This is a genomic window from Stappia sp., from assembly GCF_965276915.1.
Classification (GTDB): Bacteria; Pseudomonadota; Alphaproteobacteria; order Rhizobiales; family Stappiaceae; genus Stappia.
Genome location: NZ_OZ255709.1, coordinates 3,355,687 through 3,378,397, shown reverse-complemented (window position 1 = coordinate 3,378,397; position 22,711 = coordinate 3,355,687). Strand labels below are relative to the sequence as shown.

General features: G+C 66.8%; 17 protein-coding genes. 15 read left to right on the top strand and 2 right to left on the bottom strand.

The window, feature by feature from the left end:
- Positions 1–746 precede the first annotated feature (746 nt).
- From dnaE to lpxB, 15 genes are all read left to right on the top strand, one after another.
- Positions 747–4,187 carry a DNA polymerase III subunit alpha gene (dnaE, locus tag ACQY46_RS15615; protein WP_428696948.1) on the top strand — a complete coding sequence of 1,147 codons (3,441 nt, stop codon included), beginning with the start codon at positions 747–749 and terminating at the stop codon, positions 4,185–4,187.
- Positions 4,188–4,731: 544 nt separating this feature from the next.
- Positions 4,732–5,589 carry a 30S ribosomal protein S2 gene (rpsB, locus tag ACQY46_RS15610; protein WP_428696947.1) on the top strand — a complete coding sequence of 286 codons (858 nt, stop codon included), beginning with the start codon at positions 4,732–4,734 and terminating at the stop codon, positions 5,587–5,589.
- Between the two features lie 127 nt (positions 5,590–5,716).
- On the top strand, positions 5,717–6,640 hold the full coding sequence (tsf, locus tag ACQY46_RS15605) for a translation elongation factor Ts (RefSeq protein WP_428696946.1): 924 nt from the start codon (positions 5,717–5,719) through the stop codon (positions 6,638–6,640).
- Positions 6,641–6,771: 131 nt separating this feature from the next.
- Positions 6,772–7,491 (top strand): UMP kinase, encoded by a 720-nt coding sequence (gene pyrH / locus ACQY46_RS15600; RefSeq protein ID WP_306028903.1) that lies wholly within the window; start codon positions 6,772–6,774, stop codon positions 7,489–7,491.
- A 151-nt stretch (positions 7,492–7,642) separates the two neighbouring features.
- Positions 7,643–8,206: a ribosome recycling factor gene (gene frr / locus ACQY46_RS15595; protein WP_428696945.1), complete on the top strand. Its 564-nt coding sequence runs from the start codon at positions 7,643–7,645 to the stop codon at positions 8,204–8,206.
- A gap of 41 nt (positions 8,207–8,247) precedes the next feature.
- On the top strand, positions 8,248–9,018 hold the full coding sequence (locus tag ACQY46_RS15590) for an isoprenyl transferase (RefSeq protein WP_428696944.1): 771 nt from the start codon (positions 8,248–8,250) through the stop codon (positions 9,016–9,018).
- A complete protein-coding gene (locus ACQY46_RS15585) occupies positions 9,015–9,875 on the top strand; it encodes a phosphatidate cytidylyltransferase (protein ID WP_428696943.1) in 861 nt (286 codons plus the stop codon). The genes ACQY46_RS15590 and ACQY46_RS15585 overlap by 4 nt, the downstream gene beginning before the upstream one ends.
- 63 nt (positions 9,876–9,938) lie before the next feature.
- The gene (gene dxr / locus ACQY46_RS15580) at positions 9,939–11,102 is read left to right on the top strand and encodes a 1-deoxy-D-xylulose-5-phosphate reductoisomerase (protein WP_428700501.1); all 1,164 of its coding nucleotides are present in this window, start codon (positions 9,939–9,941) and stop codon (positions 11,100–11,102) included.
- A 94-nt stretch (positions 11,103–11,196) separates the two neighbouring features.
- A complete protein-coding gene (gene rseP / locus ACQY46_RS15575) occupies positions 11,197–12,333 on the top strand; it encodes an RIP metalloprotease RseP (protein ID WP_428696942.1) in 1,137 nt (378 codons plus the stop codon).
- A 187-nt stretch (positions 12,334–12,520) separates the two neighbouring features.
- The gene (bamA, locus tag ACQY46_RS15570) at positions 12,521–14,887 is read left to right on the top strand and encodes an outer membrane protein assembly factor BamA (RefSeq protein WP_428696941.1); all 2,367 of its coding nucleotides are present in this window, start codon (positions 12,521–12,523) and stop codon (positions 14,885–14,887) included.
- A 70-nt stretch (positions 14,888–14,957) separates the two neighbouring features.
- The gene (lpxD, locus tag ACQY46_RS15565; protein ID WP_428696940.1) at positions 14,958–16,025 is read left to right on the top strand and encodes a UDP-3-O-(3-hydroxymyristoyl)glucosamine N-acyltransferase; all 1,068 of its coding nucleotides are present in this window, start codon (positions 14,958–14,960) and stop codon (positions 16,023–16,025) included.
- A gap of 33 nt (positions 16,026–16,058) precedes the next feature.
- On the top strand, positions 16,059–16,523 hold the full coding sequence (fabZ, locus tag ACQY46_RS15560) for a 3-hydroxyacyl-ACP dehydratase FabZ (protein ID WP_428696939.1): 465 nt from the start codon (positions 16,059–16,061) through the stop codon (positions 16,521–16,523).
- A gap of 11 nt (positions 16,524–16,534) precedes the next feature.
- Complete coding sequence (gene lpxA, locus ACQY46_RS15555; RefSeq protein ID WP_428696938.1) at positions 16,535–17,335, top strand: acyl-ACP--UDP-N-acetylglucosamine O-acyltransferase; 801 nt, start codon at positions 16,535–16,537, stop codon at positions 17,333–17,335.
- A gap of 3 nt (positions 17,336–17,338) precedes the next feature.
- The gene (locus ACQY46_RS15550; RefSeq protein ID WP_428696937.1) at positions 17,339–18,238 is read left to right on the top strand and encodes an LpxI family protein; all 900 of its coding nucleotides are present in this window, start codon (positions 17,339–17,341) and stop codon (positions 18,236–18,238) included.
- Positions 18,235–19,452, top strand: coding sequence for a lipid-A-disaccharide synthase (gene lpxB / locus ACQY46_RS15545; protein ID WP_428696936.1), 1,218 nt, complete (start codon positions 18,235–18,237; stop codon positions 19,450–19,452). Before ACQY46_RS15550 ends, lpxB begins: the two co-directional genes overlap by 4 nt.
- 105 nt (positions 19,453–19,557) lie before the next feature.
- Here the strand turns inward: lpxB and gltA are convergent, their stop codons facing one another.
- A complete protein-coding gene (gene gltA, locus ACQY46_RS15540; RefSeq protein ID WP_306028914.1) occupies positions 19,558–20,850 on the bottom strand; it encodes a citrate synthase in 1,293 nt (430 codons plus the stop codon).
- A gap of 265 nt (positions 20,851–21,115) precedes the next feature.
- Positions 21,116–22,546, bottom strand: coding sequence for a glutamate--tRNA ligase (gene gltX / locus ACQY46_RS15535; protein ID WP_428696935.1), 1,431 nt, complete (start codon positions 22,544–22,546; stop codon positions 21,116–21,118).
- Positions 22,547–22,711 lie beyond the last annotated feature (165 nt).

The following is a 22,711-nucleotide window of genomic DNA, read 5'->3' as shown; positions in this document are numbered from 1 at the left end:
GGGGGCGAGCAGCGCCCGCGATGGAGTGCAGTTCTCTCTTTCGTCCTCCCGGACGGCGCGTCAGCGCCGAGCCGGGATCGGAGAGCCGAGGGCGTATGAGGTGCGCTCCGGAACCATGCCACGACCGCCGTGCCTCCCCGGTCCCGGATCGTCGGCCTTCGGCCTCGTCCGGGAAGACGCCAGGCAGAGGCATCCCGCCTCATGCCGGCCGAGTTTGTCCCGCGCCCTCACTCTCGACCCTGCGCCCGGTTTAACCGCGCGCTAACCATGAGTCGTGCCGTCGGATAGAGGGGGTTGTGCAAAGAACAAAACATGAACATACTACGGAAATCGAGAGTTTGGAACGCGGGAGGGCACCATGTTCAACGACATTCGGGAAACGTTCCAGGACCTGATGGCGCTCGGCGCGCTGATGCTGTTCGGGGTGACGATGCTGCTGTGGAGCGACGCCTTGGCGGAACTCTTCCTGGCCTGAGCGCGGGCCGATCCGCGCGCGCATCGCCGTCCCTGGCTGGGGACGGTCTTGCGGCAACTGGGGATGGTTCGCCGCCCGGCCTCGACATCGGGAGGGCGAGAACCGACACTGACCGCTTGGCATCTGTCCGCCCGGCCTCCGGCCGCGTGGCATCCGGATGCCATCACGCGCGCCTTGCCTGACCGGCACGCCGGTGCCGCGACCCCGACAACGGGGTGCGCGGGCGCCGCGCCGAGGGCAGGCGGGCCGAGCAACGCGGTGGTGCAGGCACATGAACGGTCCGGGTTTCGTCCATCTCAGGGTTCATTCCGGATATTCCCTGCTTGAGGGGGCCTTGCCGATCGCCAGGCTGATCGACCTTGCCAAGGCCGACGGGCAGCCGGCCATCGCGATCACCGACACGTCCAACCTGTTCGGCGCGCTGGAATTCTCCGAGAAGGCCTGGGGCTCCGGCATCCAGCCGATTCCCGGCGTGCAGCTTGCGGTCGATTTCGGCGACGGCGGCGTGCGCAAGGGACGCGGCACCGAGCATCTCAGCGATGTCGTGCTGCTGGCCGCCGATGCCGAGGGCTATACCAACCTGATGGACGTGGTCAGCCGCGCCTATCTGGATACCGATCCCTCGATGCGCGCCCATGTGCCGCTGTCGCGCATCCTGGAAAAGTCGGCCGGCGTCATCCTTTTGACCGGCGGCGTCGGCGGGCCGGTCGGCCAGGCGATCTGCGCCGGCGATCCGGCCCGCGCCCGGGCCCGCCTCGAGGCGCTGGCGGGCGTCTTCGGCGACCGGCTCTATGTGGAGATCCAGCGCCACGGCATGCCGGAGGAGGCCGCGAGCGAACCCGGGACGCTGGAGTTGGCCTACGATCTCGGCCTGCCGCTGGTCGCCACCAACGAGCCGTTCTTCGCCGCCCGCGACGACTACGAGGCGCATGACGCGCTGATCGCGATCGCCGAAGGGCGGGTGATCGCCGAGGACGATCGCCGCCGGTTGACGCCGGAGCATTGCTTCAAGACCCGGGCGGAGATGCTGGAGCTGTTCTCCGACCTGCCCGAGGCGACGGCCAACACGGTCGAGATCGCCCTGCGCTGCCGTGCCAGGCCGCTGAAGCGGGCACCGATCCTGCCGCAATTCGCCGGTGCCTCCGCCGATCCCGAGACCGTCTTCGCAGCCGAGGTGGAAGAGCTGCGGCGCCAGTCGCGCGAGGGCCTGACGGCGCGTCTTGCGGCGCACGGGCTGGCGCCGGGCATGGCGGAGGAGGATTACTGGAGCCGGCTCGACTACGAGCTCGGCGTCATCGAGGGCATGCGCTTTCCCGGCTACTTCCTGATCGTCGCCGACTTCATCAAGTGGGCCAAGGGGCAGGACATTCCGGTGGGACCGGGGCGTGGCTCCGGTGCGGGCTCGCTCGTTGCCTGGTCTCTGACCATTACCGATCTTGACCCAATGCGTTACGCGCTTCTGTTCGAGCGGTTTCTCAACCCCGAACGCGTGTCGATGCCGGATTTCGACATCGATTTCTGCCAGAACCGCCGCGAGGAGGTGATCCGCTACGTCCAGGGCAAGTACGGACGCGCGCAGGTCGCCCAGATCATCACCTTCGGTACCCTGCAGGCGCGCGCCGTGCTGCGCGATGTCGGCCGCGTGCTGCAGATGCCCTACGGCCAGGTCGACCGGTTGTCGAAAATGGTGCCGGCGACGCCCGGCCAGCAGGTGACGCTCGAGCAGGCGATCCGCGACGAGCCGCGCCTGCAGGAGGCGCAGCGCGAGGAGGAGATCGTCGCCCGCCTTTTGGCGATGGCGCAGAAGCTCGAGGGGCTTTACCGGCACGCCTCGACCCACGCCGCCGGCGTCGTCATCGGCGACCGGCCGCTGGAGCAGCTCGTGCCGCTCTACCGCGATCCGCGCTCCGACATGCCGGTCGCCCAGTTCAACATGAAATGGGTGGAGCAGGCCGGGCTGGTGAAGTTCGACTTCCTCGGCCTGAAGACGCTGACGGTGATCGATGTCGCGGTGAAGCTGATCGCCGACAAGGGGATTGCCGTCGACATGGCCTCGCTGCCGATGGACGATCCGGCGACCTACCGGCTGCTTGCCGCCGGCGAGACGGTCGGCGTGTTCCAGCTGGAAAGCCAGGGCATGCGCCGCGCCATCGCCGGCATGAAGCCGGACCGGTTCGAGGACATCATCGCGCTGGTGGCGCTCTACCGTCCCGGCCCGATGGACAACATCCCCGTCTACAACGCCGTCAAGCATGGCGAGCAGGAGCCCGACTACCTGCATCCGCTGCTGGAGCCGATCCTGAAGGAGACGAACGGCATCATCGTCTACCAGGAGCAGGTGATGCAGATCGCCCAGGTGCTGTCGGGCTATTCGCTCGGCGAAGCCGACCTCTTGCGCCGCGCGATGGGCAAGAAGATCGCCGCGGAAATGGAGGTGCAGCGGGCCCGTTTCGTCAACGGCGCGGTCGAGCGCGGCGTCGACAAGGGGCAGGCCGGCACGATCTTCGACCTGGTGGCGAAATTCGCCAATTACGGCTTCAACAAGTCGCATGCCGCCGCCTATGCGCTGGTCTCCTACCAGACGGCCTGGCTGAAGGCCAACCATCCGGTCGAGTTCATGGCCGCCTCGATGACGCTCGATCTCGGCAACACCGACAAGCTCAGCGATTTCTGCGTCGAGGCACGCCGGATGCGGATCGAGGTGCTGCCGCCCTCGGTCAACCGCTCGGGCGTGCAGTTCAGCGTCGAGGGCGAGAAGATCCGCTACGCGATGGGCGCCATCAAGGGGGTCGGCGAGGGCGCGGTCGAGCATGTCATCGCCATGCGCACGGACCGGCCCTTTGCCTCGATCGGCGATTTCGCCAGCCGCATCAGCGCCCGGCAGCTCAACAAGCGGACGCTGGAAAGCCTCGTCAACGCCGGTGCCTTCGACGCGCTGGAAGCCAACCGGGCGCGCCTGGCTGCCGGAATTGACCGGATCGTCGGCGTCGCGCAGCGCACGGACGAGGAAAAGCAGAGCGGCCAGAACGACATGTTCGGCGGCGGCGAGGAGGGCGAGACCGTCCACCTGCCGGATGCCGCGCCCTGGCTGCCGGACGACCAGCTGCAGCGCGAGCAGGCTGCCATCGGCTTCTATCTCTCCGCCCATCCGCTGGACAGCTACCGCCCGCTTCTGGAGCGGATGCGGGTGCAGATGTGGAGCGATTTCTCGCAGGCCGTGAAACAGGGCGCGACCGCCGGGCGGCTCGCGGGAACGGTGCTGGCGCGTCAGGAGCGCAAGACCCGCTCGGGCAACCGGATGGGCATCGTCCGGCTGTCCGACCCGACCGGCCAGTATGAGGCGCTGCTGTTCTCGGAGAGCCTGCACCAGTATCGCGACGCGGTCGAGCCGGGCAAATCCGTGGTGCTTCTCGTCGGCGCCGACATGCGCGACGACGAGCCGAGCCTCAGGATCCAGTCCGTCCGCCCGCTGGAGGAGGAAGCCTCGCGGGTGCAGAAGAGCCTGACGGTGTTCCTGCGGGACGAGCAGGCGGCGCGGCGCATCGCCCGTCATCTGGGCGATCGCGGCGATGGCGAGGTCAGCGTCGTCGTGCTGTGCGGCAGCGGCGAACGGGAGGTGGAGGTGAAACTTCCCGGCCGCTACCGGCTGACGCCGCAAATGGCCGGCGCGATGAAGACGATCCCGGGCGTCATCGAGGTGCAACTCGCCTGAGGAGGGCAGGGCCGGGGGCACCTCTCGAGTGTCCTCCCGGACGGAGACCCATCCTTTCGTCCTCCCGGACGGCGCTTGGCGCCGAGCCGGGACCGGCGAGCCGAGGGCTTCAGGGAAAGCGCTTCCGGCCGTCCCCACGAACGCTTGTGCCTCGCCGGTCCCGGATCTTCGGCCTTCGGCCTCGTCCGGGAAGACGCGGGGAAAGATATGTGCGACAAGCATCCCTAGAAGGTGCCAATTGCTCCCGGCTCGCGCTTGCGCTTGACCGGGATGACACCCGGGTGGGAGGCACCGCCTCGCCACCCCCACCGCCGTCACCCCACCCAGCGCAGGCCCGCGTCCCTTCGCCGCCCGCATCTTTCAGTGGCGGGCGGGGCAAAAGGCGGACCGGCGGGGCTTGTCTTGGCGGGCAACGCCCTTTATAACGCGCGCATTCCACACGCAGGGTCGGTTTTCGTCACGGACGGGGTCCATCCGGTGTCGGCGCATGAGCGCTTTCACACCCTGCGGAGGTACAACCGGAAAATCAAGGAGTTGCACGGCCATGGCCCTGCCCGATTTCACTATGCGTCAATTGCTGGAGGCCGGTGTTCACTTCGGTCACCAGAAGCACCGCTGGAACCCGAAGATGGGTTCCTACATTTTCGGCGTGCGCAACAACATCCACATCCTGGATCTGGCGCAGACCGTTCCGCTTCTGCACCAGGCGCTGAAGACCGTGTCCGACACGGTCGCCGCCGGCGGCCGCGTCCTGCTGGTCGGCACCAAGCGTCAGGCCCAGGAAGCTGTCGCCGACAGCGCCCGCCGCTCGGCCCAGTACCATGTCAACGCCCGCTGGCTCGGCGGCATGCTGACCAACTGGAAGACCATCTCCCAGTCGATCCAGCGCCTGCGCAAGCTTGAGGAGACGCTCAGCAACCCGAGCGGCCTCACCAAGAAGGAGCGCCTGTTCATGGACCGTGAGCGCGAGAAGCTCGAGCGGAACCTGGGCGGCATCAAGGACATGGGCGGCCTGCCCGACCTGCTCTTCGTGATCGACACGAATCGCGAGGCGATCGCGATCCAGGAAGCCAAGCGCCTCGGTATCCCGGTCGCGGCAATCGTCGACAGCAACTGCGATCCCGTCGGCATCGACTTCCCGGTTCCGGGCAACGACGACGCCGGCCGCGCGATCTCGCTCTATTGCGACCTGATCGCACGCGCCGCCATTGACGGCATCTCGCGTGCCCAGGGCGGCATGGGCGTCGATGTCGGCGCTGCCGAGGAGGCTCCGGTGGAGCCGGTGCTCGCGGCCGAGGCCGAAGTCGAGGCCGAAGTGGCGGCTCCGACCGAAACCGCTGACGCTGGCGAGCAGCCGGCGGCGGAAACGGTCGCCGAGGAAGCTCCGGCCCAGGCCGGCTGACGGTGTAAGCGATGGCCGGCGGACGTTCGTTTCGCCGGCTGCCGCCGTCACGGCGGCTCCTGTCATCAATCTTAAGCAAGGCCTCGGCTAAACGTGCCGGGGTAAACACCCGTCAACGAGGCGATCTATGAGCATTACCGCAGCTATGGTGAAAGAGCTCCGCGAGAAGACCGGCGTGGGCATGATGGACTGCAAGGCAGCCCTCACCGAAACCAACGGCGACATGGAAGCGGCAATCGACTGGCTGCGCACCAAGGGTCTCGCCAAGGCGGCCAAGAAGGCCGACCGCGTCGCGGCCGAGGGTCTGGTCGGCGTTGCCTCCGAGGGCACCAAGGCCGCCGTCGTGGAGCTGAACTCCGAAACCGATTTCGTCGCCCGCAACGAGGCTTTCCAGGCGCTGATCGCCGGAACCTCGCAGGCTGCGCTTGCCGTCGACGGCGATCTCGAGGCGCTTGCCTCCTCGACGTTCCCGGGCTCGTCCAAGAGCGTGTCCGACACGATCAAGGACGCCATCGCGACCATTGGCGAGAACATGTCGCTGCGCCGTTCGGCCGCTCTTTCGGTCTCCAGCGGTGCAGTTGCCACCTATGTGCACAGCGCCATTGCCGACAACCTGGGCAAGATCGGCGTGCTCGTCGCGCTCGAGTCGGAAGGCGATGCCGGCGAAGTGGCCGCGTTCGGCCGCAAGATCGCGATGCATGTCGCGGCGACCAACCCGCTGTCGCTCGGCGTCGAGGATCTCGACCAGGATGTCGTCGAGCGCGAGCGCCAGATCTTCTCCGAGCAGGCGCGCGAATCGGGCAAGCCGGAAAACATCATCGAGAAGATGGTCGAAGGTCGCCTGCGCAAGTTCTACGAGGAAGTGACGCTGACCAAGCAGTCCTTCGTCATCGACCCGGACAACACGGTCGAGCAGGCCGTCGAGGCGTTCGCCAAGACGCTCGGCAAGCCGGTGAAGCTCACGGGCTTCGTGCGCTATGCGCTCGGCGAGGGCATCGAAAAGGAACAGACCGATTTCGCCGCGGAAGTCGCGGCGGCCGTCGGAAGCTAAGCCAATCTCGGGGCGCCGGTCATTCCGGCGCCCTTCTTCTATGCGCGGCGCAAGCGAACGGGGTTGTCCTGTCCGCTTGCGTTTGTGCGCGTGTCCAAGACAAACTGCTTCTCTGAAACGGCGAGAAAAATATGACGGGAAAACTTCGCTGGCGGCGCGTGCTCGTGAAACTTTCGGGCGAGGCGCTGATGGGATCGCAGGATTTCGGCATCGACCCGCAGACGGTGGACCGGGTCGCGAAGGAAATTGCCGAGGCCGTGTCGCTCGGCGCCCAGGTGGGCGTCGTCGTCGGTGGCGGCAACATCTTCCGCGGTGTCGCGATCGCGGCTAAGGGCGGCAACCGGGTCACTGGCGACCACATGGGCATGCTGGCCACGGTGATGAACTCGCTGACGCTTGCCGACGCCCTGCGCCGCCTTGGCGTGCCGGCCCGCGTTCTGTCGGCCGTGCCGGTGCCCTCGATCTGCGAGACCTTCACCCAGCGTAGCGCCGAGCGCTACATGGAGGACGGCGACGTGATCGTCTTCGCCGGTGGCACGGGCAATCCCTTCTTCACCACCGACAGCGGCGCCGCCCTGCGCGCCGCCGAGATGCGCTGCGATGCCTTCCTCAAGGGCACCAGCGTCGACGGCGTCTATTCGGACGACCCCAAGAAGGTGCCGGACGCGGAGCGTTACGACACGCTGACGCCGGGCGAGGTGCTCGGGCGCGACCTGAAGGTGATGGACGCCACCGCCATCGCGCTGGCGCGCGACAACGCCATTCCGGTCATCGTGTTCTCGATTCGCACGCCCGGCGCGCTTGTCGATGTGATGAACGGCGCCGGCCGCTACACGGTGATTTCCGACTGACGTGGCGCCGGCCGGGGCGCCGGTCGGCATCCCCGTCCCCGCAAAAGAGGGGCGGGGGCCTTGCCTTTGGAGCCCGCGTCATGGAAATAAGACGCGAAGGTTTCGGTCGTTCCGGTCCTCCTGGACGGACGCTTCAACAAAAGAGGACAAGATGGCGGACCAGGATATCGATTTTGGCGATCTCGAGCGACGCATGAACGGCGCTCTCGGCGTGCTGAAGACCGATCTGGCGGGGCTGCGCACCGGTCGCGCCTCGGCCAACATGCTCGATCCCGTTTCCGTCTCGGCCTATGGCTCCGACATGCCGCTCAACCAGGTGGCGACCGTCAGCGTTCCCGAGCCGCGGATGATTTCGGTCCAGGTCTGGGACAAGTCGATGGTCGGCGCTGTCGAGCGCGCGATTCGCGAATCCAATCTCGGCCTCAACCCGATTGTCGACGGTACCAACCTGCGGCTGCCGATTCCCGAGCTCAACGAGGAGCGCCGCAAGGATCTGATCAAGCTGGCGCACAAATATGCCGAGCAGTCGAAAGTCGCCGTGCGCCATGTGCGCCGCGACGGCATGGACACGCTGAAGAAGCTCGAGAAGGACGGCGATATCAGCGAGGACGACGGCCGCGTGCAGGCTGACAGGGTCCAGAAGATGACCGATGAGATGATCACGGAAATCGACGCCATGCTGGCGAAGAAAGAACAAGAAATCTCCCAGATCTGATCGCACAGTCGCGGTCCGGTCGGCGGGTCAAGGAGTTTGGGATGACGGTCACGGCAGACCTTGGCGTTTCCGCGCAGGTTGACGCGGGGGAGCGTATCGGGGTGCCCAGACACGTGGCCGTGATCATGGACGGAAACGGCCGGTGGGCTGTCGGGCGCGGGCTGCCGCGCACCGAGGGCCACCGGGCCGGCGTCGCGGCGTTGCGCAGGATCGTCAAGCACAGCGCCAAGCGCGGCGTCGAGATCCTGACGCTGTTCTCCTTCTCCTCGGAAAACTGGAACCGGCCTCCGGCCGAGGTCGGCTTCCTGATGGGGCTGCTTGAGCGGTTCGTGCGCCGGGACCTTGCCGAAATCCACCGCCAGAACGTCCGCGTCACGATGATCGGCGAGCGCGAGGGACTGGATCCCTCGATCCTCGGCCTGATCGAGGAAGGCGAGGCGCTCACCCGCGAGAACACCGGCATGACCCTGGTCGTCGCCTTCAACTATGGCGGCCGCAACGAGATTGCCCGCGCCGTGAAGCGGCTCGCCGCCGACGTGGCGCAAGGGGTCGTCGCGCCGCAAGACGTGAACGAGGACAGCATCTCCCGCTATCTGGACACGGCAGCGCTTCCCGATCCGGACCTGATCATCCGCACCAGCGGCGAGCAGCGCCTGTCCAATTTCCTGCTCTGGCAGGCCGCTTATAGCGAGTTCTATTTCGCCGACCTGCATTGGCCGGATTTCGACGAGTGCGCGCTGGACAGCGCTTTCGAGGCCTTCGCGGCACGCGATCGCCGGTTTGGCGGGCTTTCGGCGAAAGTCGCCAGATGACGGACGGGGCCTCGGGGGGAGGCCGCACCCGGTCCACCGAACTCAGGCTCCGGGTCATTTCGGCGCTGCTTCTCGCACCCGCCGTGCTTCTTGCGACCTATGTCGGGGGCTGGCCCTTCGCGATCGGCGCGGCGCTGTGTGCCGCGATACTGCTGCAGGAATGGGTCGTCATCGTCCGGGCGCAAAACCTCATTGCCACGGTTGGAGCCGCCCTTGCCGTCGCCGGGGCGATGCTTGCCGTTGCCACGGGCCACGCGCAGATAGCGCTCGGCCTGTTGCTGCTCTCCGCTGCGGTGCTGCTCGGCGCCGGGTGGCTCCTGGGGGCGGTCGGCGTCGCCTGGCTTGCCGGGGGCGTGCTCTATGCCGGACTGACCGGTGTGGTTCTCGTGATCCTGCGGGCGGGCGAGGCCGGGTTCATCGTCATCGTGTTTCTCTTCGCCGTGGTCTGGGCGACCGACATCGCCGCCTATTTCGCCGGCCGGCGCATCGGCGGGCCGAAACTGTGGGCGCGCGTCTCGCCGAAGAAGACCTGGAGCGGGGCGATCGGCGGGTTTCTTGCCGCCGTGCTGGTGGGGCTGGTCGCAGGTCTGCTCGTCGGGCGGGCGCCGCTATCGGTCTGGCTGGTCGCCGCCGGCGTTCTTTCGGTTTTCTCGCAGGTCGGCGACCTCTTGGAATCCGCCCTGAAGCGACGGTTCGGGGTGAAGGATTCGGGACGGATCATTCCCGGTCATGGCGGCGTCATGGACCGGGTCGACGGGCTCACCGGCGCCGGCGTGCTCGGATATCTGGTCGCGGTGGCGGCGAGCGGGGCTCTCTCCGATCCGGTTGCCGCGCTCGTGGGCATGCAGGGATACTGACCATTGACCGCCCAGGACGGCCATGACGAAGCGCCAGGCGGCGCGCGCGCGGATGCCCGGCCGATGCGGCTGACGGTGCTCGGCGCCACCGGCTCGATCGGCACCTCGACGCTGGACCTGGTGGCACGCAACCCGGAGCGTTTCGAGGTTGTCGCTGTGACCGCAAACGCCCGCGCGGAAGAGCTTGCCCGGCTGGCGATCCGGATGCGTGCCCGCCACGCGGTGGTCGCCGATCCGGCCGCCCATGGCGCGCTCAAGGCGGCGCTTGCCGGCTCCGGTATCACCGCGGCCGCGGGCGCGCGGGCGGTTTGCGAGGCGGCGGCGCTGCCGGCCGACATGGTCGTTGCCGCGATCGTCGGGGCGGCGGGGCTCGGACCGACGCTGGCGGCGGTTGCCCGGGGCACGACGATCGCCCTGGCCAACAAGGAATGCCTTGTCTGCGCGGGCGATCTGTTCATGCGGGCCGCGCGCGAGGCTTCAGCCACCATCCTGCCGGTCGATTCCGAACACAATGCCGTGTTCCAGGTGCTGGAGCGCGGCAATGTCGAGCAGGTCGAAAAGCTGATCCTGACGGCGTCGGGCGGCCCGTTCCGCACCCTTGCGCTGGAGGAGATGCGCGGCGTCACGCCGGAAGAGGCGCTGCGCCATCCCAACTGGAGCATGGGCGCCCGGATCTCCATCGACAGCGCCACGATGATGAACAAGGGCTTCGAGATCATCGAGGCGCGGCATCTCTTTCCGCTGCGGCCCGATCAGATCGACGTGCTGGTGCATCCGCAATCCGTGGTGCACGGCATGGTGCAGTACCGGGACGGGTCGCTGCTGGCGCAAATGGGGGCTCCCGACATGCGCACGCCCATCGCCCATTGCCTTGCCTGGCCGAGGCGCATGGGAACGCCGGCCGAGCGCCTTGATCTTGCCGCATTGGGAACGCTCACCTTCGAGGCGCCGGACCCGGTCCGGTTTCCCGCGCTGCGGCTTGCCCGCGAGGCGCTGGCCGCCGGCACGGCCGCGACGGCGGCGCTGAACGCGGTCGACGAGGTGATGGTGAAGGCGTTCCTGGCGCGGCGCGCCGGGTTTCTGGATATCGTGACAACCGCCGAGCGGGTTCTGGAGCGCATGGCCGGCACGTCCGGCCTGGGCGAGATGACCTCCACCGACGATGTGTTCGCGGTGGATGCCACGGCCCGGCGTCTTGCCGGCGAAATTGCCGGGACAGAACCTTGAGGCGGGCGGGCGGGAACCGCTGAAACGCGGCGGCCGGTCGCCAACGGGATGTTAACGCGCCGCGAGGACACTGCCCCGCGGCAATGGAGATACAATGGAACTGATCGGATCGCTCTTCGGCTCGGTGGCGGGCTACGCCCTGCCGTTCCTGTTCGTGCTGACGGTGGTGGTGTTCTTCCACGAACTCGGCCATTTTCTCGTCGGTCGCTGGTGCGGCGTGCGCGTCAACGCGTTCTCCGTCGGCTTCGGCCCGGAACTCATCGGCCGCACCGACCGTCACGGCACGCGCTGGAAGCTGTCCGTCATTCCGCTTGGCGGCTATGTGAAATTCGCCGGTGACGAGAACGAGGCGAGCGTGCCCGACCAGGAGGCGCTGCGCGCTATGAGCGCCGACGAGCGCGCCGGTGCGTTCCAGACCAAGTCCGTCGCGCGCCGGGCCGCCATCGTCGCGGCCGGTCCGATTGCCAATTTCATCCTCGCCATCGTCATTTTCGCTGTTCTGTTCGCGCTGATGGGCCGCCCGGAGATCTCGCCGCGGGTCGACCAGGTGCAGCCAGACAGCGCCGCGGCCGAGGCAGGCCTCCAGGCCGGCGACCTGGTCGTGGCGATCGACGGCAGCAGCATCGGCACCTTCGCCGAACTGCAGCGCACCATCAGCGTCAGCGCCGACATTCCGCTGCGGATGGAGCTGGACCGGGGCGGGGAGCGCGTCGAGGTGACGATCACCCCGAAGCGGCGCGAGATCACCGATCCCTTCGGCAACGTCCAGTCCGTCGGCCTGCTCGGCGTCAGCCGCAGCGCCAAGCCGGAGGACGTGATCACCCGTCGCTTCGGCCCGGTCGAGGCCGTTGTCGAGGGAAGCAAGGAGACATGGTTCGTCGTCACCCGGACGGCGGGCTATCTCGGCGGCATCCTGACGGGGCGCGAATCCGCCGACCAGCTTGGCGGCCCGATCCGGGTCGCGCAGATTTCGGGTCAGGTCGCGACGCTCGGATTCGGTGCGCTGCTCAATCTCACGGCGGTGCTGTCGGTCAGCATCGGCCTTTTGAACCTGCTGCCGATCCCGATGCTGGACGGCGGTCACCTGTTGTTCTACGCGGCGGAGGCGCTGCGGGGGAAGCCGCTGAGCGAGCGTGCCCAGGAATACGGATTCCGGATCGGCATAGGCATCGTCCTGTTCCTGATGGTTTTCGCGACCTGGAACGATGTTCTGCACCTGAGTTCGTTGTAGCGGGCGGGGCGAGCGTGTCTCGACTGCAACGCTCCGGTGCGAAACGGTTTTTGCGGGATTTGGGCGGTTGCTTCCGCTCCAAAAGCCTGTAAAACGACTGACGGATATAGAGAATCTCGACCACCACATCCGTAGCGCCCGGCGCCGGAAAAAAGTGTGGCGGAAAAACCGAAGGCGAAGCGTCTTTATGCAGCGTGTCCAGAACCTGACCAGAACAATCCTGGTAGCCGCCGTGATGAGCGGTGTCGCACCGATCCTGCCGGTGGCTTTCCCCGGTCTCGGTGCACCCGAGGCGGAAGCCGCGGTGGTCAGCCGGATTGATGTTCGCGGAAACACCCGCATCGATGCCTCGACGGTCGAGAGCTATCTGACGATCCGTCCGGGGCGTTCCTTCGGTCCTGCCGATATCGATGAATCGCTGAAGACGCTGTTTGCCACCGGCCTGTTCGAGGACGTTGCGATCAACCAGCAGGGCGGCACGCTGGTCGTGACCGTCACCGAGAATCCGATGGTCAACCGGATCTCGTTCGAGGGCAATCGCCGTCTCGATGACAAGACGCTGACCGGTGTCGTGCGGACCGAGGAGCGCTCGATGCTGACGCGCGCCAAGGTGCAGTCCGACGTCCAGAACGTGCTTGAGGCCTATCGCCGTTCCGGTCGCTACCGCGCGACCGTCGAGCCGAAGATCATCAGCCGTTCCAGCAATCGCGTCGATCTCGTGTTCGAGATCAACGAGGGCGACCGCACCGGTATCGAGCGGATCACCTTCATCGGCAATTCCACGTTCAGCGACGGCCGCCTGCGCGACGTGATCCGCACCCGCACCAGCGGCCTGCTGAGCTTCCTGCGCACGACCGACTCCTTCGATCCAGATCGTCTCGATGCCGATCAGGAGCTTCTGCGCCAGTTCTACTATCGCCACGGTTATGCCGACTTCCAGATCGTCTCGGCCGTTGCCGATCTCGATCGCGAGGAGAACGTCTTCTATGTCACCTTCACGGTGGAAGAGGGCGAACAGTACACCTATGGCGATATCGACCTTCAGACCTCGCTGAGCGATGTCGATCCCGAGGAACTGCGCCGCAAGCTGCGTACCTCGCCGGGCGACACCTATTCCTCGCTCGAGGTGGAGAAGTCGCTTGAGGACCTGACGCTGGACGTGTCCCGCCAGGGCTACGCCTTCGCCCAGATCCGTCCGCGCGCCTCCCGCGACTACGAGAACCGCACGATCTCGCTGACCTACTTCATCGAGGAAGGTCCGCGCGTCTATATCGAGCGCATCAACGTTCGCGGCAACGACCGGACCCGTGAGTACGTGATCCGCCGCGAGTTCGACCTGGTCGAGGGCGACGCCTTCAACCGCGTCCTCATCGACAAGGCGGAGCGCCGCCTGAAGGACCTGCAGTTCTTCAAGAACGTGCGCATCACGACCTCGCGCGGCAGTGCGCCTGACCGGATCATCGTGAATGTCGATGTCGAGGAGCAGGCAACCGGCGAGATCGGCTTCGGTGTCGGTTACTCGACCTCGGACGGCGTCATCGGCGACATCACGCTGCAGGAAAAGAACTTCCTGGGTCGCGGCCAGTTCATTCGCGCCAAGGTCGGCGCGGGTGCATCCTCGCAGACCTACGAGTTCGCGTTCACCGAGCCGTATTTCCTCGGTCGCCGGATCGCGCTGTCGCTGGATGTCTATCGCCGCACCTTCGACCGCAACGACTACCGCAATTACGAGCTTGAGACGACCGGCGGCTCGATCGGCCTCGGCCTGCCGCTGCGCGACGACGAGCTGCGCCTCAATCTGGTCTATCGGATTTTCGATCAGAAGCTGTCGCAGAACGTTCCGAGCAACCTGTCCGGCGGTCTGCAGTCGTCGCTCGGGCGCAACCTGACCTCGGCCATCGGCTACTCGCTGGTCTACGACACCCGTGACAGCCGGACCGATCCGCGCGACGGCTTCTACGTGTCGTTCGGCCAGGAAGTCGCCGGCCTCGGCGGCGATTCCCGCTACCTCTCGACCAGCATCGATGCGCGCGCCTACAAGGAGATCCTGCCCGAGTGGGGCGTGATCGGCATCCTGCGCGCCGGCGCCGGCAACATCTTCGGCCTCGGGCGCAGCCTGCGTGCCTCGGACCAGTTCCAGCACAGCGACAGCTGGTTGCGCGGCTTCGAGCAGCAGGGCATCGGCCCGCGCGATTCCCTCACCGGCGACTCGCTGGGTGGCCGCTGGTATGTCCATGCGAATGCGGAAGCGGAGTTCCCGATCCTCGGTCTTCCGAAGGAGCTGGGCCTGTCCGGTGCCGTGTTCACCGACTTCGGCGCGGTCTGGGACGCGGATCCGGCGATTGTCAATTGCGTCGGCGTCGCCGCCTGCGGCACCACCCAGGTTCCGGCCACGGTTCAGTCCAACAGTTTCCAGCCGCGTGTTTCCGCCGGTGTCGGCGTGAAATGGGCATCGCCCTTCGGTCCGCTGCGGGCCGACTTCGCCTGGCCGCTGCTCAAGGAGTCCGGCGACCGGACGCAGTTCTTCCGCATCGGCGGCGGCACACGCTTCTGATCCTGGCGGGCTTTTTGGATATCGAACCGGCCGCCGTGCATTCGGCGGCCGGATTCATTGTGGGAAGACGATGAGCGAACCCTTTTTCTTTGAGCCGTTCGCGCCCACGGGCGTTTCCGACATCGCGGACTGGGTCGGCGGCGAACTGCCGCGCGGCGAGAGCGATGCGAAGATCACCGCCGTGGGACCGCTCGAGGATTCGGCCGCCGGCCAGCTGGTGTTCTTCGACAACCCGAAATATCTCCCCATGCTCGAGACAACCCGGGCCGCGGCCTGCCTGGTGGCGCGCAAGCACGCCGACAAGGTGCCGGACGGCGTCGTTCCCATCGTCGTGGAGCAGCCCTACAAGGCCTGGGGCCAGGTGCTGGCACGCCTTTATCCCGAGTCCATGCGCCCCACGTCGCTGGACGGATCGCGAGGCGTGTCCCCGCATGCGCGGATCGATCCGGCGGCACGGATCGAGGCCGGCGTGATCATCGAGGCCGGCGCGGTCGTCGGCCCGGAGGCGGAGATCGGCGCGGGTTCGCGCGTTCACGCCAATGCGGTGATCGGCGCGGGCGTGCGCATCGGCCGCGACTGCTCGGTCGGCGCGAATGTCGTTCTCCAGCACACGCTGGTGGGTGACAGGGTGATCCTTCATTCCGGCGTTTGCAGCGGTCAGGACGGGTTCGGCTTCGCCATGGGGCCGGGCGGGCACAGGAAGGTTCCCCAGATCGGCCGGGTCATCATTCAGAATGATGTCGAGATCGGCGCCAATACGACCGTCGATCGTGGCGCGAACCGGGATACAGTGATCGGCGAGGGCACCAAGATCGACAACCAGGTCCAGATCGGCCACAACGTGGTGATCGGCCGGCATTGCGTCCTGGTTTCTCAGGTCGGCATTTCCGGCAGCGCGACGCTTGAGGACTATGTCGCGATCGGCGGCCAGTCGGGTGTGCGCGGCCATGTCACCATCGGCATGGGCGCCCAGATTGCAGCGGTCAGCGTGGTCGAGGCCGACGTGCCCGCCGGTGCCCGCTACGGCGGCGTGCCGGCAAAGCCGGTGAAGGTGTGGTTCCGCGAGGTGATGACCCTTGCGAAGCTTGCCGAACGCGGCCTCGGGCAGGGTACGCCGAAGGCGCGCGACAAGGATTGAACTCGGGCTGGTCCGAGCGTTGGGGAAATGGATATGAGCGAAGGCGAGAAGAAGACGCTGGATAGCGCCGACATCATGCGGATCATGGAGCTGCTTCCGCATCGCTATCCGTTCCTGATGGTCGACCGTATCGTTGACATGGATGGCGACAATTCAGCGGTCGGGATCAAGAACGTGTCGGCCAACGAACCGCATTTCATGGGGCATTTTCCCAATCAGCCGGTCATGCCGGGCGTTTTGCTGATCGAGGGGATGGCGCAGACGGCGGGGGCCTTGTGCGTGCATTCGCGCGGCGATTCCGGGACGCCGAAGCTCGTCTATTTCATGACCATCGACAAGGTGAAGTTCCGCAAGCCGGTCATGCCCGGCGACCAGGTTCGCTTTCACATGACCAAGATCCGCAACCGCACGAACATCTGGAAGTTCGAGGGCGTGGCGATGGTCGATGATACCAAGGTCGCCGAGGCCGAGATCAGCGCCATGCTGGTCGATCACTGAGACGGGGCGGAATGACGTCTGGAATTCATCCAACTGCCATTGTCGAGGATGGCGCACAGATCGGCAGCGATGTCCGGATCGGACCGTTCTGCCACGTCGGACCGGACGTCGTGCTCGGTGACGGGGTCGAACTGAAGTCGCATGTCGCGGTCGCCGGTCGCACGCGCGTCGGCGCCCGCACCGTCGTGTTTCCCTTCGCCTCCGTCGGCCATCAGGCGCAAGACCTGAAATACCGGGGCGAGGCGGCAAACTTGAGCGTTGGCAGCGACTGCATCGTCCGCGAGGGCGTCACGCTCAATCCGGGAACGGAAGGCGGCGGGCTGGAAACGGTGATCGGCGATCGCTGCGCGTTTCTCGCCAATTCCCATGTCGGCCACGATTCGCGCCTCGGCAATGGCGTGATCCTGTCCAACAACGTCATGATCGCCGGCCATGTCACGGTCGGCGACAATGTCATCATGGGCGGCGGCGCCGCCGTTATCCAGTTCACACGCATCGGCGACAACGCCTTTGTCGGCGGCCTGGCGGGCCTTGAGAACGACCTCATTCCGTTCGGCATGGTGATGGGCAACCGCGCCCGCCTGAACGGGCTGAACCTTGTCGGGCTGAAACGCCACGGCTTTGCGCGCGAGGACATTCATGCGCTGCGCGGCGCCTACAAGGAGCTGTTCGAGAATGCCGAGGGCACCTTGCGGCAGCGGGCGGAAAAGGTCGCCGAGACCTATTCGACGGTCGCCCTGGTGCGCCGGGTGACGGACTTTATCCTGGCCGAAAGCGACCGCCGGTTCTGCACGCCGCCCTCGGAGGGTTGATCCATGAACGAGGCGTCGCCCGCGGCGTCCGGTGAGGATACCCCGCTTGCCGTGATCTGCGGCGGCGGCCGGGTGCCTGTGGAAGTGCTCTCGGCCGTGCGCGCCGGCGGGCGGCGGGTCGTGGCGGTCGCCATTCGCGGCGAGGCGGATGCCGGCGTCGAGGAATTCGCGCCGGTCCATCTCGGCTGGGGCCAGATCGGCAAGCTTGCCTCGCATCTGCAGCGCGAGGGCGTGCGCGACATCGTCATGATCGGCAGCGTCAGCAAGCGCCCCGAAATCCGCGAGATCGTCGGAGATCTGGGAACCATGCGGCGGCTCCCGAAGATCATTGCCTCGCTTGCCGGGGGCGACGATTCCCTTCTCAAGAAAATCATCCGCCTGTTCGAGGAGGAAGGGTTCCGCATCGTCGGGGCCCATGAGGTCGCGCCGGCCCTGCTGGCGAGCCCCGGCAGTCTCGTCGGCGCGCCGCCCAGGGGCGACGTGCTTCAGGATCTCCGGCTGGCCGCCCGTGCCGTTTCCGAACTCGGCCGTCTCGACATCGGCCAGGCTGCCGTCTGCCTTGGCGGGCGGATCATCGCGGTCGAGGGCGCGGAAGGCACGGATGCGATGCTGGAGCGCTGCCGGGACCTGCGGGCGCGCGGCCGGGTCAAGGGCAGGGGCGGGGTTCTGGTGAAATGCGCCAAGCCGGGGCAGGACCTGCGCGTCGACCTTCCCACGATCGGGCCCGACACGATTGACCGGGCGGCGGAAGCCGGCCTTGCCGGGATCGGCATCGAGGCCGGGCGCGTGCTCATCGCCGACAGGCAGCGGACCGAGGCCGGCGCGGCGCGCCAGGGGCTTTTCCTTGTCGGCGTCGGGCAGTCGGGACAACTGGAAGGCGACGGCGGGAAGGGCCCTTCATGAGCGACACCGCCGCACGTCCCTTGCTTGTCTACATGATTGTCGGCGAGGAATCCGGCGACCAGCTTGCCGCTCCCATGATGCAGTCGCTGCGCGCGCGCACCGCAGGGAACATCCGGTTCAAGGGCGTTGGCGGCGAACGCATGGAGCGGGAGGGGCTTGCGAGCCTGTTCCCGATCGAGGATATCGCGGTGATGGGGTTGTCGGCGGTGCTTGGCCGGCTGCCGCTCATCGTGAAGCGCGTCTATCAGTCGGTCGACGATGTCGTTGCCGCCGATCCGGATCTTCTGGTCATCATCGACAGTCCGGACTTCACCCACAATGTCGCCAAACGGGTGCGCAAGCGCGCCCCGCATATTCCCGTCGTCGGCTATGTCTCGCCCTCGGTCTGGGCGTGGCGGCCAGGCCGTGCGCGGCGGATGGCCGCCTATGTCGATCACCTCTTGGCGATCCTGCCCTTCGAGCCGGAGGTGCACCGGCGCCTCGGCGGACCGCCGACGAGCTTCGTCGGCCATTCCATCATCCAGCGGGCCGGGGATTTCCGCCCGGAACCCGGCGAGCGGAGCGATCCGGGCGCGGGAACGGCGCCGGTCCTGCTGGTGCTGCCCGGCAGTCGCCGCAGCGAGGTCACGCGCCTGCTCGCCGATTTCCGGGGCGCCGTCGACATCCTCAAGGCGGAGCGGCCGGACCTGCGCGTCCTGCTGCCCGCGGTTCCCCGTCTTTTGCCGCATATCGAGCAGGAGGTGGCGCGCTGGCGGCATCCGCCCGAGATCGTCACCGGCGAGGCAGGCAAGCTTGCGGCCTTCCGGTCGGCGCATGCCGCGCTTGCGGCCTCGGGAACGGTGTCGCTGGAACTGGCGATCTCCGGCGTGCCCATGGCGATCGCCTACAAGCTCGACTGGTTCTACCGCCGGATCAAGGACCTGAACCGGTTCCTGCCGATCGCCAGCGTGACCTCGATGGTGCTGCCGAACATCATCCTGGGCGAGAATGTCGTCCCGGAATTTCTCGACGGTGACGCCAACCCGCAGGCGCTGGCCGACGCGGTTCGCCCGCTTCTCGCCGACAGTCCTGAGCGCCGCGTCCAGGTCGAGGCCTTTGCCAGGCTCGACGAGATGATGCGGCTTCCCTCAGGTGCCGCGCAGGCCGACGAGGCGGCGCGCGTGGCGCTCGGCCTCGTTCAAAACTCGATCAATCTCGATCAAAATTCGGCCTGATTCTCGCAAATTTGACGTCAAACTTGCAGATATTGAGTCTGCCGAACGCAAAAACGGCGCCTCGCGGCGCCGTTTCCGTGTCTGCTCGGGGGTCGGTCGAACGCGTCAGCGACGCTGGGAGACCGGGACGTAGTCGCGCTGCGCCGCGCCCGTGTAGAGCTGGCGGGGACGACCGATCTTCTGCGACGGGTCTTCCACCATCTCCTTCCACTGGGCGATCCAGCCGACGGTCCGGGCCAGCGCGAACAACACGGTGAACATGTTGGTCGGGAAGCCGAGCGCGCGCAGCGTGATGCCCGAATAGAAGTCGATGTTCGGGTAGAGCTTCTTGGAGATGAAATACTCGTCATTGAGCGCGATCTTCTCGAGCTCCATGGCGACGTCGAGAAGCGGATCGTCGCGAATGCCGAGCTCGGCGAGCACTTCATGCGTGGTCTTCTGCATGATGCGCGCGCGCGGATCGTAGTTCTTGTAGACCCGGTGGCCGAAGCCCATCAGGCGGAACGGATCGTCCTTGTCCTTGGCGCGGGCGATGTATTCCGGGATGTTGTCGACCGAGCCGATCTCGGCGAGCATGTTGAGGGCCGCCTCGTTGGCGCCGCCATGTGCCGGACCCCAGAGGCAGGCGATGCCGGCCGCGATGCAGGCGAACGGGTTGGCGCCCGAGGAGCCCGCAAGACGCACGGTCGAGGTCGAGGCGTTCTGCTCGTGATCGGCGTGCAGGATGAAGATCCGGTCCATGGCGCGGGCCAGAACCGGGTTCACCTTGTACTCCTCGCAAGGCACGGCGAAGCACATGTGCAGGAAGTTCGCCGAGTAGTCGAGATCGTTGCGCGGATACACGAACGGCTGGCCGACATGGTACTTGTAGGCCATGGCCGCGATGGTCGGCATCTTCGCGATCATGCGCAGGGACGCCACCATCCGCTGGTGCGGATCGGAGATGTCGGTGCTGTCATGATAGAAGGCGGCAAGCGCGCCGACCGTTCCGACCATGATCGCCATCGGATGGGCGTCGCGGCGGAAGCCGGTGAAGAAGCGGGACATCTGCTCGTGGATCATCGTGTGATAGGTCACGCGATTGACGAAGTCGTCCTTCTGCGCCTTGGTCGGCAGTTCGCCGTAAAGCAGCAGGTAGCAGCTCTCGAGGAAGTCGCCATGGTCGGCAAGCTGCTCGATCGGGTAGCCGCGATACAGGAGCGTTCCGGCATCACCATCGATATAGGTGATGGCGGATTCGCACGATGCGGTCGATGTGAAGCCCGGATCGTAGGTGAAAGAGCCGGTCTGGGCGTAGAGAGAGGCGATGTCGATGACATCGGGTCCGATGGAGCCCGGGCGCATGCCCAGATCCCATGACTTTTCGCCGATCGTCAGCTTTGCAGTCTTGTCGCTCATTCAGGCTACCCCCTTGATGAAGCAAGCGCCGTGCAATTGTCTGGCTGCTCCCCAGGAGAGGTCGGGAAGGAGGCCGGACACACGGCGGGAGGAAAGGTCGCAAGTTGCGTACCCCATTTGTCCGCTCCCCGCAAGCGCGGGGCCCTAGCGCTTTCGTCACAGGGTGACGGGGCGTTCACATGGAAGCCGGGGACGCTGGGGAAGGCGGCCCGTCGTGACGACGGACGGGTCATGCCTGCCATGCCGGGCGCCCGCCCGGGCCGGTTCAGCCGGCGGTCTGATCGGCGATGCGGGCAAGCGATTCCTCGCGGCCGAGAACGGCGAGAACGTCGAAAATGCCCGGCGACGTGCCGCGTCCGGTAAGGGCGGCGCGCAGGGGCTGGGCCGCCTTGCCGAGCTTCAGGTCGCTCTCTTCCGCGTAGATCCGCACGACCTCCTCGGTGCTTTCCGCGCTCCATTCGGGAAGGGCTGCAAGGCGCGGATGGAGGGCGGCCAGGATCTCGCGGGCGCCATCGGCGGCCAGCAGCTTTTCGGCCTTCTCGTCAAGCGCGAGCGGGCGCGCGGCCCACAGATACTCGGCACTGTCGACCAGCTCGACCAGCGTCTTGGCGCGGTCCCTGAGGCCCGGCAGCGCGGCGCGCAGGGCGGCCTCGTTCCCCTCGGCCTGAAGCCAGGCGCGCAGGCCCGCGCCGTTTTCCGCATGGGGCAGGAAGGCAAGAAGGTCCGCCATCAGCGTGTCCAAGTCGGTGGCGCGCATGTAGTGGCCGTTGAGGTTCTCCAGCTTTCTGAAGTCGAAGCGCGAGGGCGAGCGTCCGATGGCATCGAGGTCGAACCATTCGGTCATCTGTTCCGTCGAGAAGATCTCCTCGTCGCCATGGCTCCAGCCGAGCCGGGCGAGATAGTTGCGCATCGCGGCGGGCAGATAGCCCATGGCGCGATACGCCTCCGCGCCGAGCGCGCCATGGCGCTTGGACAGCTTCGCCCCGTCGGGCCCGTGAATGAGCGGGATATGCGCCATCACCGGCACATCCCAGCCGAGCGCCTTGTAGATCAGCGTCTGGCGCGCCGCGTTGGTGAGATGGTCGTCGCCGCGGATGATGTGGGTGACGCCCATGTCATGGTCGTCGACGACGACGGCGAGCATGTAGGTCGGCGTTCCGTCGGAGCGCAGCAGGACGAGGTCGTCGAGCTCCTTGTTGGCGAAGGTCACGCGGCCCTGGACGCGGTCCTCGATCACCGTCTCGCCGTCGGTCGGAGCCTTGAGGCGGATCGCCGGCTTGACGCCGGCCGGGGCCTCGGACGGGTCGCGGTCGCGCCAGCGCCCGTCATAGCGCGGGGGCAGGTTGTTGGCGCGCTGCTCCTCGCGCATCGCGGCGAGCTCTTCCTGGGTGGCGTAGCAGCGATAGGCAAGGCCGGCGGCGACAAGCTGTTCCGCCGCCTCCCGGTGGCGGGCGGCGCGGCCGAATTGCGAGATCGGCTCGCCTTCCCAGTCGAGGCCGAGCCAGGTCAGGCCGTCAAGAATGGCGGTGATCGCAGCGTCGGTCGAACGCTCGCGATCCGTGTCCTCGATGCGCAGCAGCATCTTGCCGCCGAAGCGCCGGGCATAGAGCCAGTTGAAGAGCGCAGTGCGCGCGCCGCCGATATGCAGGAAGCCGGTCGGCGAGGGAGCGAAACGCGTGACGACGGGTGCGGTCATCGGGAAGCCTCGTGGTCGATTGATCGGATGACGCGACGACCGGCCGTCTCTCTTTCGGAAAGAAAACCGTTTCGCGTATTGCGCGAGTGCAGGTTGCAATGCAACGCTGCGGTCCCGGCGCGGTTGGCGTCCGTGTAGCACAGGGGTGCGCCGCCACCAATGCCC